Raw genomic sequence first — 14813 nt, forward strand, 5'->3', positions numbered from 1 at the left:
CAGCTTCCCAAGCTGAATACGCGGGTTCGATTCCCGTCATCGGCTCCACCACTCAGAAACCCCCGATGAACTGGCAACAGTCGCCGGGGGTTTCGTCGTTTCCGAGGTCAAATCTGGGCCGCCGAAATGGCCACTATGCGCAAAACTATGCGCAGATCGATACGCAACGCTCACGGGCCACTCAGAGCTGTGCGCACGACAACTTGGCGGCGACCAAACTGGACGCCCTGCTTGTCACTGCCGGACATATCGGGCACGATCGACACACCCGAGTAAAGGATTGGTCATGAACCGCGCAGCAAAGAAGAATCGACTCCATATAGGTAAGGAATTCGCAGTGCTAGTTATCGCAATCTGTGGAGCTTCCCTAATGGCCAGTTGCGGCGACGACGACCTCGATGCCCGAACCGATGCGCGGGTTGCTTGCCAAGATGCAGTAGAGGCGAGAATGAAGTCGCCATCCACTGCCAAGTTCGGCGGGGTTTCGACGGATGGCGGCAGGGATTCTGGCGTTACCGTCACCGGTTATGTGGATGCCCAAAATACTTTCGGCGCATCAAAGCGCACCGATTTCGCCTGCCTTGTTGACTTCGTTGGAGATAGTCCGCACGTCCGAATAACAGGGCTCGAATAAAGGAATTGACCTTGCACCCTTTTGTGTGTATAGTTTGAGTTGTAAGGCACAAGGTCTTACAACAACTCAAAAGGGTGATGCACTTGGACTGGCTTGATAAGTCGGACTTCCAATGGCTGAGTTCAGTAGCCATTGCCGTGATTCTCACCTACAGGGAACAGATTCGGAAACGAATCAACGCCTACAGGTACCGAGGGAAACGGAGGAAGTCCAGCGAGTAGCTAGAGAGTGCGGGGACCGGAAAGCTGGTGACTATCCGGTACCCGCACCCTCCAAGTATCACCCACGGACAGAGAGGTCAGAAATGAAGCGATACATCACACCCGCAACCGGGCTCATGGCCGCCACCGGGGCGTACGGCATCTACCTCACTGCCACGTCTTGGGATCCCGCCAAAGCTGGAATCATGTGGGCCGTCTGGCTCGCTGCTGGCATCGTGATCATTCGGCACGAGGAGCGGAAGAGGCGGGCAGTCGGCAAGTGATTGTGTACCTGAGTCGAGGCGACATTGCCGAACGTCTGCAGTTGAGCCTCGAGACGATCAAGTCGTACGACCGTCGCGGATACCTACCCGAGCCGGACGCTCGGGTAGGTCGCAACATGGGTTGGCTACCGGAAACGATCGACAAGTGGATGGAAACGCGACCCGGACAAGGAGCACGGAGAGACCTAGACGTGTAGCCCACCTCCGGAGGGACTTTCGTCCCGGCTTTACCTGTTCTTTGCCTTCACATGAAACATTCCGGACGGTTGTCAATAAGATGGATTGGCACACTCACCAACGTCAGGGTCTGGAATGACAGTCATTGATGCACCACACAGATTCGCTGCCCGCCGACACGCAGGTAAACTTCACTCCGTGACCAGCGGAAACGATCGGCCAGCCGTTCCCCAGGAGTTGGCTGATGAGGTTTTGCAGCTGCCTGTAGAGGTGCTGCGCTGGGTAGCGTCGATCGGCCCACGCATCGCGAACCTACCAAAAGACGATCAGGACGAAGTGCTCCGCGGTATGTCGGAACTCGCTGATGGCCAGGACGGCAACCGGCAGGTCAACATTTTCCTTGGAAACAAGAATATCGCGATTGCCAACTCAAAGAACGTCAGGATCAAGTACGCCTAGATGCACCACAACTCCCCCACCCACACCGGGGCGGGGGAGCTAGAGGTGTCCCTACAGGTCGAACGCCTGCCATTCCTCGATCGCGGGTGAATCGACCCAGAGCGCTCGCGCTGCGGCCATACCCACAAACCTGTACTCCGGACCGATCGGGAAGTTCTCAGGGTCAGGCGGATTCCATGCCCCGATCTGCTCCCCGTTCAAGTACGCGTAGTACGCAGAGCCGTTGGCTACGACCTTGAGCCGTGCGCCTGAACGGATGCCGGCGCCTTGCAGCGTCCCGGAAATGAGTTGGAAATTGTTTTCACCGACGCAGCGAGCGAACCCACGTGACTCTCGGTTCCACATGTAGACCAGGCCACGCGTGAACATGTTGTTCGACCGCAAGATCACGCACGACCGAGGCCCGGCGGACGACTCGTTCTTGACGATGACTTCAACAGCGTGATTGTCGGTGTTTGTGGGGCGAACCCACAGTGCGGATCGGACACCATCATTCCCGCCACGGACACCGGCAGCTCCATCGGTGATGCCGATATTGCCGCGGGTCGCCCAGTTGACTCCCAACCCACCGTCCGGACGATCGAAGAAGTCCGGACCGAGCTTGATCTTCGGGGGTGGATCATTCGACAACTTCTGCCCCATGCAGAACCACGGCGCATACGTCGAATTATCGAAGTCGATCGCCGAACCCGGAATCATGTCCGGCGGATTAGATCCCGCAACGAACATCGCGTTCTGTTTCTTCGGGATAATCCCGGCCGGGATTGCAACGGAATCCATTTCGATGCCAGCGAGGCCGCGGACGTTGCCATTGCCTGTCTGGAGTACACCGACCGCGACATAGTCACCGCCCTGGTTGAGCATTGACTTGGGCTGCTCGACACCTTCGAATATCTCGGTGAGATTCATCCGGTACTCGGTCTTTTGGCTCGTGATCAGACCCGAGATGTTCCCCGAGGTCCAAACCATTTCCAGTGAACCATCACTTTTCATGTGATAGACGGTGATGTACATCGGGCATGGGTTGGATTCGGCGCCGACGATGATGCCAACCGTGTCGTAGGAACGAAGTCGGGGAACGCGGATGTACCCAAGTTCAATGCGCCCCTTCGCAGGCAAGTAGTACGGGTCACGATTATTGATGACGCTGTGGTTATGCGTGCCGAACGCGGCGTGAGAGTCGCTGCTCGTCTTGTCGCCTACCGATTTGACCGAGCGGTTCAGGAAGAATCGCGGGAACGTGGGATCTTCCAGCGGGTTCAGGGTCATCCACATAGCGATGTTCGGCACGTCAACAATCTCGGCCTTGTTTTTGTCGAGGTTGTCGATGTCCTCGTCATGCCCGATGATCTGCTTGCCCTGCTGCTCAGCCCGCTCGAAGGTCTCTTCGGCCTTGCCGCCCTTGCCCTTCTGCCAGAGTCCGAGGAACCAGTCGCGCACCCCGGACACAATGTTGTTGATCGGCGTCACGACAAGGCCACGGAAGACTTCACCGATCTGGTTCACGGTGCGATTCACGCCATTGACGAAATCTTCCACCCACGTACCGATTGCCGAAAGTCCGCCGCCGACAACACCAGTGATCGCATGTGCGATGTCCTTGATGACTTTGTCGATCTTCTCCACCAGGAAACCGATCGATGGAATCCAGTCGGCCAGCATCGCCAGCAAGCCGCGATCGATCCCGAGGATGTGCTTCCACCGATCGAGCTCGTTGTCCGGAAGATCCCTACCCTGCAGGGCGATAAGCTTTTTCGTGTAATCCTCGGGAGTCGCCTCATCGGCCATGCTGTGTCCTAGATGTCGTCGACCAGTTCGGCCGGAAGTTCGGGTGGGTCACCTTCGCGGCGCGCTTCCCAGCGCATCCAGTCCCGGATGTGGCGCTTCGCCACACGGAATTTGTCGCGCGTGGTTTCGAAAGCGGCTCGTAGTTCATCCATTTCGGTGCGCAAGCGGCTGATCTGCCGTCCCTGCCACGACGTGACTGCGCCGATCACGAGGACCACGCCGGCGAAGATCGCGTTGATCTGCTCGGGGCTCACCCGATGGACTCAGTCGATGTGTGCTTCGCTGCCAGCCCTGAAATCGGCAGCCCGAACAGTGCGAGCAAGAACACCGATAGGTTCCCGCTCGTCACGGAATCGACCAGTCCATAGCCCGTCGCGACCAACAGTCCCGCCGATGACAGTCGATAGAAGTAAGCGCGCTGCGGTTCCGACAGAGACGGGAACCGAAAACTACCTTCAGCCCTGTGCGTCATCACTTGCCTCCTACGATCTGAATTGCGCCCGACGGATGCCAGACGAGAGATCCGCGGTCGAAGTCCTGCCGGCGGCCACAGTCGAAGTCGTATTCATCCGAGGTAGGCCAGCCGAGCTTGGTGGGCTTGTCGTCAACACCGCGGACGCCGCCCTCTTCGATCCATCGGCGGCCGATCACGCCGTGGCAGACGAAACCCTTTGTGTCGTAGCGTCGCGCGATCGTTCCGCCTTGGAAGGACTGCAGGTCGCCTTCGCTTTCGTAGACGACGTGGAATCGCTGTGGGTAGCCGAGGAACTCAATCTCCCAGCCGCGCGCGGCCCACACTTCGTAGACCAGCTTCGGGACCGGGACAGCGCCGGTGTCGGGATGCCAGTAGATCGAACCGTTCTCGAAGTCGGCGTACCGTCCGACACCGTCCTTGCACTTACGTTCTCCGTCGTGCAGACGTTTGCCGAGCCAGTCCGAGAAGAACCGAACGCGATCGATCTGGTTCTCGATCACCGGAACGTCCGGCTTCACGCCGTTCAGTTCGGCGATCATGTTGTCGACATCTGCGCGGAACTTGCCCATGTCCATTCCGCCCGGATCCCACTTGCCTTGGATCGCGGCCCATTCCTTGTGGCCGATTGCGCGGGTCGACGGGTGTCCGAGTCGGCGGAGGATCGCGGCCACGATGCGCACGTACGCCCAGTACTGTGCGCTGGACCAGCCCTCAGTTCCGGAGTTCTCGGCCTCCACACCAATCGTCACCTGGTTTGCGGCGTTCGTCGCGATGCCTGGCCAAGAGCCGACACCCGCATGCCAAGCGATGCCTACCCCGCACACGGTTGCGTGACCGCTGCGGGACAGGTGGATCTGCGACGCCAACCCGAGCGACGGGTGGTTCGCGATCGCGCCCGGCCCTGGGTTGCTGCCAACTGGCGCTCCGGTGTGGTGCGCGATGACACCCCAGATGGTGCCGAAGTCGCCCTTACCTCGATTGAGTGCGCCCGGAAACACAGAGACGCTCACTCCTGCATCACGAATGACTTGCTCAAGCCAAACGGGATCACCTTTCCATGCCATAAATGGCTCCTTCGATTAACGCGCAGTTGTTGCGATAACTCGGCCTGTTGAGCCGAATTCTTTGAATTTGTCGACCATTCGGAGGAACGGGTCCTTCACTGGCTGGTCGTCACCGATGGTTACTTCAGCGACGCAGAATCCGCCGCGCTGATCTTCGACGGTCACTTCGGATACGTAGTCGGTAATCACTGTGTCGCCGTCAACGAACGACATGATGTCGCCCTCTTGGTAACGCTGCCCGCTGCCGTTATCCACGCCGAACTGGAAACCCTTGCCCGCTGCGCCACCGTCTTGCACGCGGATCTTGATCGAGTCGCGGCCCGCATGATCACGCAGACCTTGCAGTCCTGCCATCAGGGAATCGAGAGTGAATGCCACCTGAGCATTCGCGTATGCCTCGCCGAAACCGTGACGGCCCAACAGTTCTTCGAGTTCACGATTGTTGAACTTGTTGAACGATCCGAACCGGTCATCGAGTAGACCACCGACAGACGGCGCGAGGAATCCTGCACCGAACACGGACAGGATCAGCCCGATTATTCCGTCAGCGAGGATCCGACCCAATTCGTTCAACCACTCAGGTGACTGGCCGCCCGTAATCACTTGGTGCGCAGTCGGATGCGAGATATTTCGCCTGTAGTCGATGATCTGACCACCGTCTGTGGACCATTGCATCCACTTGCGGTCGCGCTTCTTGCGGGTGTCGACGATGTAGCAGGGTTCGGTCGCTTTGCCGTACGTTTCCGGATTCAGCAGTCCGAGGATGTTGTTCGGGTTGGTGAAGAACATGAAGTTGTCGCCGGATAGGTCGAAGATGTTCTGCAGTCGACTAAGCGAGTTGGTGTTGAAAATTTTTCCTGGGTCCGGATCGCCGGGAACCCATAGGTTGCAGGTGATCTCGGATTCTGAGGATTTCAACGCGTTCTGGAACAGTTCGTCTAGCGGCGTCATTCGCGTATACATGGAGCACAGGTCCAGCGACGCAATGAACTCGAAGAACTTGTCCACCGAATCGATGCCCGCGGGGATCTTCGGTAGCTTGATCTGATTGCCGCCAGAGGGAACCTTCACGTACACCGGCTTATTCAGGCGCGTTGCATTCTTCGCAATGAAATACGGGCAGACGAAGTCGATCGGGCCGATCATGATGTCTTGCTTCTTGACCTGCGCCCACTCCGGGGCTAGGGGCATCGGCCAGCCGAGAATTGATTCGAGCCACTTCATGTTCGAAACACACACCGCTGTAACAGTTTCCTGCCCCGGCTTGCCCTCGATCGTGACATCCATCGCGCGGCCGTCCCACACCTTGCCGTTGTAGAACGTGCGGATGGGTACGACGCTGGTCTTGCACTGCATCAGACGTTTAGCGTGAGGGTGGGTGATCTTCACCTGAATCGTGGCCGCAGTTGCTTCGTTGCGTTTCCACTGGAACTTGGCCCTGATGTAGGGGCCGAAGGGTTGAACTGTGCTGTAATCGCCGGAGAAAATATCGATATCGAATGCGGGTGGGGAGTTGGTGTTCGGGATCAACCGGTCCCCCTTCTATAGAGTTGTGGCAGCGTCACTTTCACCGAAGACGCCGAGGTGGTGCCGCCGGAGCTGATCATTATTGGCGCGACAGATTTCCGCTTGAATGGCTTGCGCCAACGCTGAATTCCTACGGACTTCCATTTGTCGACGCCGTTCCCGTCGCGGATGTACGCGTCCTCGGGGTCGGTGTTGATGTCCCATTTCTGCCCGGCGCCGATCGCGGGGAGGGTGACGAAGTCGTCGGCTTGGCCGATGACGAAGATTCCAGGGCCGGTGATGTCGTAGTGCGGCCACGAATCGACGTCGCCGTCATTGCGGATCCGTGCATCGAAGAATGTTGCCTGGTCATATGTTTCGTCAAAGTCCGGTGCCCGCCACCACGACAGATCCGACGACAGTTTGATCTCTTCCTGCATCCAGCCGATGTCTTCCAGCAAGTCGATCTTCGGATCCTTCGCCGGATCCTCGTATCGGACGTACTGCCAGAAATGTTCCCCGTCGCAGTAGACATGGAATTCGCCGACCTCGTCGCCGTAACCGATCGCGTTGCGCCACCGCGTGAACACCTCGCGTGCAGGCTTCCCTGGGCGCATCGGGCCGATTGTCACCTTCAAGCCGATGACGTTGACCTCATCGTCGCGAGCAACCCAATCCGCTCCGGCCTGACGAGCATTCGCTACCCGCTGATGCTTGAACGGGGCGCCGCCCAACCCGGTTGGCGTCTCCGCCAACCGGATCGGGCATGACGGCGAACCGAACACCCACAGCGAACCATCCACGCCTACGAACTCGTAACGGATCACTACTTCACTCCTAGGCGCATCATTGCTTCGTGGATCGGATCCCCCGTCGAGTTCGGTGTCTCCAAAAGCTTTTGCGGATCGTTGACAGACACAGGTCCGTGATTCACTTGACCGACGATGATCTGGTATGTCGCGCCCGGATTTCCCTGCGCGACAGTGCCGAGCGAGTTGACGATGCTCTGCTGCTCACCGGACAGCCCTCCCCCGCCAGTCGACGAACTGGACACGCCAGAACCGCCCGACGTGGCAGCAACATTGCCGGCGTACTTACTTGCAAGCCGCGCATTGTCTTCCTGCACACGAGCTAACGCACGCTTCGCCGTCTCGTACGACTCCAACGCGTCGGCCTTCTCGGCTTCCGTGCGGCCCTTGTCCTTCTCGTCCTTCGGTGGCTGGTTAGCCTTCTCCAAAGCGATCTCAGCCTTACGGACCGCGAACGCTGCACGTTCTTCAGCCGACACACCAGCTTCGACGCTGTCCCGCAGGGCCTCCCGGTCCTCTTCCGCCATCGGCTTCGGCCCATGGATCTGCTCCGATAGCCAGTCCTTGAACTCGGGAAGGTCGTCGGCTTTCGCCGTGTCACCGGCCTTCGCTTTGCGGGCTGCGAGTTTGATGTTCTCGCGTTCCACCTCGCGAAGTTTCGCTTCGGATTCCTCCACCGCGATTTGAGCGCTGCGGAGCGTGTAGTCATCCGGCTTGTCGGCTGTCTTCGCCTCGTGGAGTGCGTCGTTCGCCTTCTGAACGTCGATCCGCGCGCCGCGGAGACTTGATTCGCCATCCTCGATATCGCGGTCCAGTTTGCGGAGCTCGTCCTCGGAGAGTTGATGTTCCGTCGACTGAATCCCGGCCCACACTTCGAGCTGCTTCCGAAGCTTGTTTTCCAAGTCCCAGTCGTCCATGCCTGGGATGCTGGTTCCGCCCGTGTCGAAGCCTTTGCCACCGAGCAGGGATGCGACCATGTGACCCACACCTGCAACACCGGCGCCGGCAGCACCGCGGGCGTTGATGCCCTTCTTCGCAGACAATGTGACGGCAGCGGTTTCGGGCATCGATCCGTGGTTACCGCCGAACCCACCCTCAGCGAACGCTGTCACGTCGCCCTGCATGAGGCTCATGCCGAACTTGTTCGCGGTCTGCGCAAGGATCTGCTTGGACCGTGATCGCTTCGATGGCGCCAACGGGATGAACGCTTCGCCCATCGTCTCGGGCTCAGCGGCCATGATGTAGTTCGGTCGCGGTGACATGATCTCCGCGGCCGACGGCATGCGGCTGATCCCGCCATTGGCGTAGCGGCCGAGGGTGATGGATCCGTTGGCGTTGTGACCCATCGTGATCGAACCGTTGAGGTTCCCACCAGTGGTCACGACATCGACGGTGTGAGTGCCATGGGTTGTCTTGCCGTTGAGTTCGCGGTCGATCTTGGCCACGACCTCCGACGCGTTGTCGAGGATCCAGATCGAACCGTCATCCAACGTCGTGGTTCGGACGTTCAAGTCCTGCAGACGCTGCAGTGACTCTTCAGCGTTGTCCGTGACGACGATGTCTTTGCCGTTGTCGTCCCGGACCAGAACATTGACTCGTTCAAGTTGCCCGATCACGGTCTCAGCACCAGCTACTTCGACGTTCACGTTCTTCGTCTCGGGCATCCCCTTGACCACGCCGCCGAGGTTCGTCAGCAGACCTTCAGCCTCGGACGTTTCGGCTGTGACCTTGACGCCCTTATCGTCAGGAAGGCGTTCGACCGCGAAGTTGTAGCCTTCGAGCTTCGCTTTCGCGTCATCGGTGATCGAATCGAGGATGACGGTCTTGCTGTCCGGAACCTCGCGGACCTGGTCACCGAAAATCTTGACGAGGTCAGTCGATGCTTGTGCGTTCACGATGTCGAGGCGCGACATGATCACCTCGGGTGTTGCACCGTATGCCGCGAGGAGAGCTTCGTACTCTTCGCGGTTGCGGCCGGCGGCGACTGCTTCATCGACGTGAGCGTTGTATTGCTCTTGCAATTTCTGCCGGGTCACGTCGAGTGCACCGGCATAGTTGCCGTTCGCAAACTCTGCCTCGTAAAGGCCTGCCGCGACTGCGCCGAATCCGGATGCAGTGTCCTGCATCGTGTCGTGCAGTTTCGATCCAGCTTTGGTGTAGGTGTCGACAGTGCCGCTCGCGGTGAGGAACTCGCGTCCAGCCTTGTTCGCTTCTTCGCGCGCTGTCTTGAACTCGTCCGGCAAATCACGCACAGCGTCATGCAGTTGCTGTGTCGCGTTCTCCATCGACAAGTCGTCAGCGTTCAGCGAATCGAGTGCCTTCGAGAGCGCTCCAACCTTGTCGGATGCGCCTGACGTTGCGTCGGCGAATGTCTCCATCGCGTCAGTCATTACGTCAAGCTCGTGGGTGTCAGCGTTGATCTTGAACGCCTCACCCATCTCTCCTGAATCGAGCGACGAGATGATCTTTGCCCGTTTCTCGACAACGGCCTTGTTGATTTCGTCGAGCTTGTCCAGACCCTGTTTCGCGTCGTTGTCCTCAAACCACGGGTCAGTCAAACCACCGGGCGTCCATGAGGACTTGATCTTCTCCCATGAAAAGATGTCCGACAGATCCGAATCGAAGAAACCCTTGTTGAACGAGAACTCGGTATCCGCCAGGTCTTCCAACTCGCGTCGAGTCTTACTCGCTGCATCTCCGACACCTGCAAGTCCGCGCGCCGCGTCCTCCGTTGAGACACCAGCGTTGTCGAGCGCCTCCCGTAGTGTGGTCGTGCCATCGGCCATCTTGATCGTGTCGAGTGCGGCCTGCGCCGCTTGCTCGCCCGCTGCAGAGTAGGTCCCGCCGGTCTTTTCGAGTGCCTCCGCGATACCGTCTGTGGCAGTGGAAAATTCCTTGGCGCGTTGCTTCGCCTCTGCCTGCTTCTTCATATAGTCGCCAACCATCAACGTCGCGGCAATGATGGCGATGCTGAAAGGTCCACCAAGTGCAGACGTCAAACCGGAAACGCCGGCCTTCATGCCCGCTGTCGCCGCAGCGAATGTGCCCTGGGTGCGCGCAAATCGATCTGCGCTCACCCTGGCCGACATGAATGCGTCCTGCATCCGGTAGACACCGGGAACATGTTGCCCAAGGGCGGAGATAGACGACCCGAACCGTCCCATCGTGATCGTTCCGTACCGCCCTGCGTTGGCGATTCCTCCACTTGCCGTGACGATTCCTCGGGCCGCGTTGCCGAAGCCTGTGGCCGCTCCGACGACGTGACCTTTCATCGTGTTGAACATTGAGCCGAGCGCTCCCGCGCCAATCTTCGCGAGGACCATTCCGGCGACTAACGCTTGGATAGGTCCAGGTAGACCACCGAATGCGGACGCCAGCGTCATGACGCCAGAAGCGAGAACACCGATGACTGATGCTGTCGACTTCAGGGAATTCAATCCAGGGCCAGACAGGAGCTGCACGAAACTGTTCACGACCGGCTTGAGCTTGTCGCCAATGGCAGCCGAGGTTTCCTCGTAGCGAGCTTTGAGGCCCTTAAGATTCTGTCCGAGTTGGCCGTTCGATCGTTCGATGTCGCCGTTGACAGCGAGGAGCTGTTCCTTCAGTGCGATCTCGGTGGCTTGGACCTTCTCTGATCCGGACAGCACTCGGTTCGTCTCGATGATGCCGTTCTTTAGTGCTACCTCGCGAAGCATCGTGTCTGACAGGAGGACGCCATACTTACGCATCGGGATCGCCTGGCCTTGGAAGGCCGATCCCATGGCATCGATCACCGATTGCACGTCAGTACCGCCGAACGATGCCGTTTCGACAGCGAGCTTCGTCATGTCCTTCGAGAAGGTGGCGAGGTTCTTACCCGACTTGCCGGCGACAGTTCCGAACGTGGCGAACTGAATCGCTGCGTCCTGGGCTGCGCGTTGGCTGATGAACAGTTCCTTGGACGCGGTCTTGCCCCAGTCCATGATTTCCTGTTTGTTTTTTCCGAACAGGACGTTGAGCTGGTTGGTTTGCGCGCCGAGCGCTCGGGAGTTCTGCACGGCTTCGGTGAAGAAGTTGACGGCCGCTTTGACGGTAAAGGCGATGCCGAGCATTCCGGCCGCGCTCTTAGCCTTGCCGAGTGCCGCGGTCAGGGTGTTAGCGCCGGCAGTGGCAGTTTGTGCTCCGTTGGCGACCTGCCGTCCAGCCGTTGCCCCCGCGGTCCCAAGGGCAGTGGTCGAGCGGGTTGCGCCCTGAATCGTCCGATCCGTGCGTTGCGCGGTTGCCTCCGCCCGGGACATGCCTGACTGAAAGCCATCGTCGCGGATGGTGAGAGTGGCGTAGAGGGTTCCAACGTCGAGTGCCATTGGGCCTCCGGTTTATTCAGGTGTATGTGTGAGTGGAATTTGCAGCGCCTTGTGGAGGCGGGATTCCGGGTTGGCGATGAGGCCATAGATTCGACGGTCGAGCCAACGCCACGATCGTTCTTTCAACACGCCGGATTCGAGGTCGATGTTCCAGTCTTGGAAGTCGAGTTCGATGGAAGCCCATTCGCCGAGGATGTCGATCCACGTCAGGCGAATCTTCTGGCCTTCAAGCTGTTTCGTCTCGGGGCGCTTGTTCGCGTGCCGCGGTTGCATGTGGCGTGGGTTGTACCAGGCACGCAATCCGGTCTTAGGGTTGTACGGTCCCCCGCCCGCGTCGTCGTCCCCGTATCGCCCTGGCAGGCTGTCGGGATCTACTTCCGCTTGCGGTTGTTTCGCTTTGCCCTCTTGCGGGCCTTCGGATTGCTGCTGCGCTCCCCCGGAACCTCTGGCCGCGCTTCGGGCTTCGGGGGTAGCTGATTTCCCGGCATGTCACCCATGCCGTTCTCCCAATACAGTTCTGCGAGCACCGCACCTTGGCCGTAGTGAATGAGTGCTGTGGTGCCGGCGTGCATGATTTCTGGCCAAGTGATGCCGTCATCGCGTAGCTCCGACCAGACTCCACCCTGGTAATCGCCCCAGTCGTCTTCAGTCATGACCGGTTCGCCATCGTCACCGAGTACGGGATCGCCATATAGTGGGTCCAGCACTGGAATCTTCACCAGATTCGGAACCCACACCGCGCCCATCAGTTTCGCGATCTCTGCGACCTGATCGTCATCGGTGTAACGCATGTTCGGATCTGCGAACAGCATCCGGATTCGCAATCCCTCGTCCGCGTTCGGGGACTTGATCACGTACTCCTTGCCGCCGATCGGCAGCTTGAAGTCGGGGTTGTAGAACTCTCTCAGGTCGCGCACAGCGTCGGGCTCCAAAGTGTGTGGTGGAACAGGAACCGCCCGACCACACGAATGCGGCCGGGCGGTAGGGGGTCTAGTCGTCGTCTTCGACGATCAGATCGTCGTCAGGGGGCAGCCCCTCATCAGCACCGTCACCAGGTGCCGGTGAGGGGTCTACGGGTTTCCCGCTGTGGGCTTCGCAATCTTGGTGCGACGACCACGACCAGTCAGGGTCACCGTGAACGACAGGAGGCCTTCCTTGTCCTCGGTGCCGTCCTTCCAGTCGACCGTGTAGCGGCCCTGGAATGCGTCCTTGAGGCCGTCGGTGCGCCAGTAGCGGATGTCCGCGATCGCGAGGTAGCCAATCTCGTCACCCTTGGCACGCAGAATCTCCTGCCCCTCATCGGGTTCGAAGTCGGTGTCAGCGTATGTGCCCTTCCGCAGACCTGTGATTTCGATGTTGGATCCGATGGCGGTGGCGAGGGACGACTTACCGCCCTTCATGCCGATGTCGCCATCATCCTGCAGTGTCTTGTCGCTGCTGGGGGCGAACTGTGAGAGGGCGTTAACGAACACCCAGTCTCCGCCATCGCCCTTGACCTGGACGGCCCAGTCGCGCGCGAGTGCGGTGTCGAGTACGGAAGTATCCGGAGGGAGGAGGGGAGCTGTCATAGCTTGCTCATTTCGTTAGCTGGGGTTTAGGTGGAATTTGTATGAGTCGGGACGTTCGTGACGCCCACTGCCGTCTTCGTCGGTGGATGTTGTGACCACTCGGATGGAGCGAGCCACCCGGATGTCACCCATCCGGTAGTGCGACTTGTTGTCGAGCAGCCGGAAGATGCTGTCCATCAGGTCATTTGTCGGCGCCGGATCTTCACCAGGCGTGCGGCCGCGCAACTGGATCCACACGTCAGGGTTCGCCCGATCAGGGTCGCGGAGTTGCGACTCGTCGTAGACGTTGAGGAATACAGCCCGGTCCGGCGTCGGCGTGACTTTGCCGATGATGATCGGTGCGCCAACGTCTTTGAGTAAGTCAGCGAGTCCGTCTTCGATTCGGGTGCGTGTGATCATCAGATCGCCCCAGACATGCCGTTGGCGACGATCTGTGCGTACTCTCCAGCGAACTCATTCTTCGCTTTCTCCAAGTACTTCGATTCGCCACCGCCGGGGTGGTTCCAGCCGACTTCCTCATGCTGGCGGGCCGCGTACACGGTGTTGAATGACACGGCCGACGACTTGCCCGACGCTGAAGCTTTCCCCGATGCACGCAGCAGGCCATCCTGGATCGGGGTCTTCGCGCGAGCTTTCGCCAGAAGCGCCTCGCCCGCTTGGATGTTGGCGCGTTCCGCTGCGGTCTGAACTCTCGAAGCGATCGCTGCGCCGTCCCATTGCAGAGCCATGGTTACTCCAAACTGACCTGCACGTGGTCTGCCAGTAGTCCGCCGTCAGCGACGGTGGAGATGATCACTCGTGATCGGCGGCCGCCGTACTTGGCGGGAAGCGTCACCCAGGAGCCCGGTTCGATGAACGCGGTCCCTGCAGGGAACGCGACTGTGGTCGATGACAGGACATCTTTGCCAGTCGCGTCGCGAACCAGTCTCGCTTTGTCGTCGATCGCGGACTTGAGCGGTTCCGGTGCGGCGTAGATCGGGCCGCGGGGCCCTTGCCCGGTCTTCCGTTCCACAAGCACTTCGTGTCGCCACCAGCGTGCGAAACGATCGCGCGCCATCAGAAGAATCCGGGTGCGTTCGATGCGAGACCGGCGTTGCGGAGGATGTCGTGCCCGCGGTCGCAGAGGACCGTGAGTGCGCGTGCTCGGGCTTCGGCGGATCCGTTCGTGTCGAGTTCAATCAGGCCACCCGCGATGGACGACTTCGATTCCAACAGTTCCTGTCCCGCAACGCCCTTGAACGGATCCAGGTCGGCTTCGATCCATTCGGTGATCTGCGCGCATGTCGCTTCACGGAACGCGACGATCTCGTCAGGCTCGTCCGGGTATCCGGCCGAATCGGTGGAGTAGATGTCGGCGCGTGTTGCGGTACGGACCCGTTCGGATGCGATCCGCAGCCACCGTTTGGATTCGGTCTCGTCGGGGAGGTCGTCGGGCGCTAGCCATTCCGCGAGGTGTTCCCACGTGGCGTAGATCTGCACAGGTCTCCTAGTGGTGGTGCGACAACG

The 14813-nt window shown here is 59.6% G+C and carries 18 protein-coding genes; 5 read left to right on the forward strand and 13 right to left on the reverse strand.

Features of this window, described 5'->3' with window-relative positions; genetic code table 11:
- The 5 genes from ACFQ6H_RS27150 to ACFQ6H_RS27170 form a co-directional block, all read left to right on the forward strand.
- Positions 1-290 (forward strand): hypothetical protein (locus ACFQ6H_RS27150; RefSeq protein WP_378649823.1); only part of this gene is annotated, 290 nt, incomplete at its 5' end.
- Entirely contained in the window at positions 287-634 is a 348-nt protein-coding gene (locus ACFQ6H_RS27155) for a hypothetical protein (RefSeq protein WP_378649825.1), read from the forward strand. The genes ACFQ6H_RS27150 and ACFQ6H_RS27155, both read left to right, overlap by 4 nt.
- Before the next feature lie 304 nt (positions 635-938).
- Complete coding sequence (locus ACFQ6H_RS27160) at positions 939-1118, forward strand: hypothetical protein (RefSeq protein WP_378649827.1); 180 nt, start codon at positions 939-941, stop codon at positions 1116-1118.
- A complete protein-coding gene (locus tag ACFQ6H_RS27165; protein ID WP_378649829.1) occupies positions 1115-1315 on the forward strand; it encodes a helix-turn-helix transcriptional regulator in 201 nt (66 codons plus the stop codon). Before ACFQ6H_RS27160 ends, ACFQ6H_RS27165 begins: the two co-directional genes overlap by 4 nt.
- Positions 1316-1493: 178 nt before the next feature.
- Entirely contained in the window at positions 1494-1754 is a 261-nt protein-coding gene (locus ACFQ6H_RS27170) for a hypothetical protein (protein WP_378649831.1), read from the forward strand.
- A 51-nt stretch (positions 1755-1805) separates the two neighbouring features.
- Here the strand turns inward: ACFQ6H_RS27170 and ACFQ6H_RS27175 are convergent, their stop codons facing one another.
- The 13 genes from ACFQ6H_RS27175 to ACFQ6H_RS27235 form a co-directional block, all read right to left on the reverse strand.
- The gene (locus ACFQ6H_RS27175) at positions 1806-3542 is read right to left on the reverse strand and encodes a hypothetical protein (RefSeq protein WP_378649833.1); all 1737 of its coding nucleotides are present in this window, start codon (positions 3540-3542) and stop codon (positions 1806-1808) included.
- An 8-nt stretch (positions 3543-3550) separates the two neighbouring features.
- On the reverse strand, positions 3551-3796 hold the full coding sequence (locus ACFQ6H_RS27180; RefSeq protein ID WP_378649835.1) for a hypothetical protein: 246 nt from the start codon (positions 3794-3796) through the stop codon (positions 3551-3553).
- Between the two features lie 217 nt (positions 3797-4013).
- On the reverse strand, positions 4014-5027 hold the full coding sequence (locus tag ACFQ6H_RS27185; protein WP_378649837.1) for an N-acetylmuramoyl-L-alanine amidase: 1014 nt from the start codon (positions 5025-5027) through the stop codon (positions 4014-4016).
- A gap of 69 nt (positions 5028-5096) precedes the next feature.
- On the reverse strand, positions 5097-6611 hold the full coding sequence (locus tag ACFQ6H_RS27190; protein WP_378649839.1) for a hypothetical protein: 1515 nt from the start codon (positions 6609-6611) through the stop codon (positions 5097-5099).
- A complete protein-coding gene (locus ACFQ6H_RS27195) occupies positions 6608-7414 on the reverse strand; it encodes a hypothetical protein (protein WP_378649841.1) in 807 nt (268 codons plus the stop codon). The genes ACFQ6H_RS27190 and ACFQ6H_RS27195 overlap by 4 nt, the downstream gene beginning before the upstream one ends.
- Positions 7414-11739, reverse strand: a complete 4326-nt coding sequence (locus ACFQ6H_RS27200; protein ID WP_378649843.1) for a hypothetical protein — start codon at positions 11737-11739, stop codon at positions 7414-7416. Before ACFQ6H_RS27200 ends, ACFQ6H_RS27195 begins: the two co-directional genes overlap by 1 nt.
- A 12-nt stretch (positions 11740-11751) precedes the next feature.
- Positions 11752-12012, reverse strand: a complete 261-nt coding sequence (locus ACFQ6H_RS27205) for a hypothetical protein (protein WP_378649845.1) — start codon at positions 12010-12012, stop codon at positions 11752-11754.
- A gap of 98 nt (positions 12013-12110) precedes the next feature.
- Entirely contained in the window at positions 12111-12656 is a 546-nt protein-coding gene (locus tag ACFQ6H_RS27210; protein WP_378649847.1) for a hypothetical protein, read from the reverse strand.
- Positions 12657-12809: 153 nt separating this feature from the next.
- Positions 12810-13307 carry a phage tail tube protein gene (locus ACFQ6H_RS27215; protein ID WP_378649849.1) on the reverse strand — a complete coding sequence of 166 codons (498 nt, stop codon included), beginning with the start codon at positions 13305-13307 and terminating at the stop codon, positions 12810-12812.
- Between the two features lie 15 nt (positions 13308-13322).
- Positions 13323-13706, reverse strand: coding sequence for a hypothetical protein (locus tag ACFQ6H_RS27220; protein WP_378649851.1), 384 nt, complete (start codon positions 13704-13706; stop codon positions 13323-13325).
- Positions 13706-14035 carry a hypothetical protein gene (locus tag ACFQ6H_RS27225; RefSeq protein WP_378649852.1) on the reverse strand — a complete coding sequence of 110 codons (330 nt, stop codon included), beginning with the start codon at positions 14033-14035 and terminating at the stop codon, positions 13706-13708. The genes ACFQ6H_RS27220 and ACFQ6H_RS27225 overlap by 1 nt, the downstream gene beginning before the upstream one ends.
- Before the next feature lie 2 nt (positions 14036-14037).
- Positions 14038-14364, reverse strand: a complete 327-nt coding sequence (locus tag ACFQ6H_RS27230; RefSeq protein ID WP_378649854.1) for a hypothetical protein — start codon at positions 14362-14364, stop codon at positions 14038-14040.
- On the reverse strand, positions 14364-14786 hold the full coding sequence (locus ACFQ6H_RS27235) for a hypothetical protein (protein WP_378649856.1): 423 nt from the start codon (positions 14784-14786) through the stop codon (positions 14364-14366). Before ACFQ6H_RS27235 ends, ACFQ6H_RS27230 begins: the two co-directional genes overlap by 1 nt.
- Positions 14787-14813 lie beyond the last annotated feature (27 nt).

This window comes from Rhodococcus sp. NPDC056506 (genome assembly GCF_042794945.1).
In the GTDB taxonomy this organism is placed as follows: Bacteria; Actinomycetota; Actinomycetes; order Mycobacteriales; family Mycobacteriaceae; genus Rhodococcus_F.

Coding starts and splice junctions, on each gene's coding strand:
- ACFQ6H_RS27215 (WP_378649849.1), bottom strand. CDS start 13,307: ATGACAGCTCCCCTCCTCCCTCCGGATACTTCCGTACTCGACACCGCA.
- ACFQ6H_RS27155 (WP_378649825.1), top strand. CDS start 287: ATGAACCGCGCAGCAAAGAAGAATCGACTCCATATAGGTAAGGAATTC.
- ACFQ6H_RS27175 (WP_378649833.1), bottom strand. CDS start 3,542: ATGGCCGATGAGGCGACTCCCGAGGATTACACGAAAAAGCTTATCGCC.
- ACFQ6H_RS27220 (WP_378649851.1), bottom strand. CDS start 13,706: ATGATCACACGCACCCGAATCGAAGACGGACTCGCTGACTTACTCAAA.
- ACFQ6H_RS27205 (WP_378649845.1), bottom strand. CDS start 12,012: ATGCAACCGCGGCACGCGAACAAGCGCCCCGAGACGAAACAGCTTGAA.
- ACFQ6H_RS27225 (WP_378649852.1), bottom strand. CDS start 14,035: ATGGCTCTGCAATGGGACGGCGCAGCGATCGCTTCGAGAGTTCAGACC.
- ACFQ6H_RS27200 (WP_378649843.1), bottom strand. CDS start 11,739: ATGGCACTCGACGTTGGAACCCTCTACGCCACTCTCACCATCCGCGAC.
- ACFQ6H_RS27230 (WP_378649854.1), bottom strand. CDS start 14,364: ATGGCGCGCGATCGTTTCGCACGCTGGTGGCGACACGAAGTGCTTGTG.
- ACFQ6H_RS27160 (WP_378649827.1), top strand. CDS start 939: ATGAAGCGATACATCACACCCGCAACCGGGCTCATGGCCGCCACCGGG.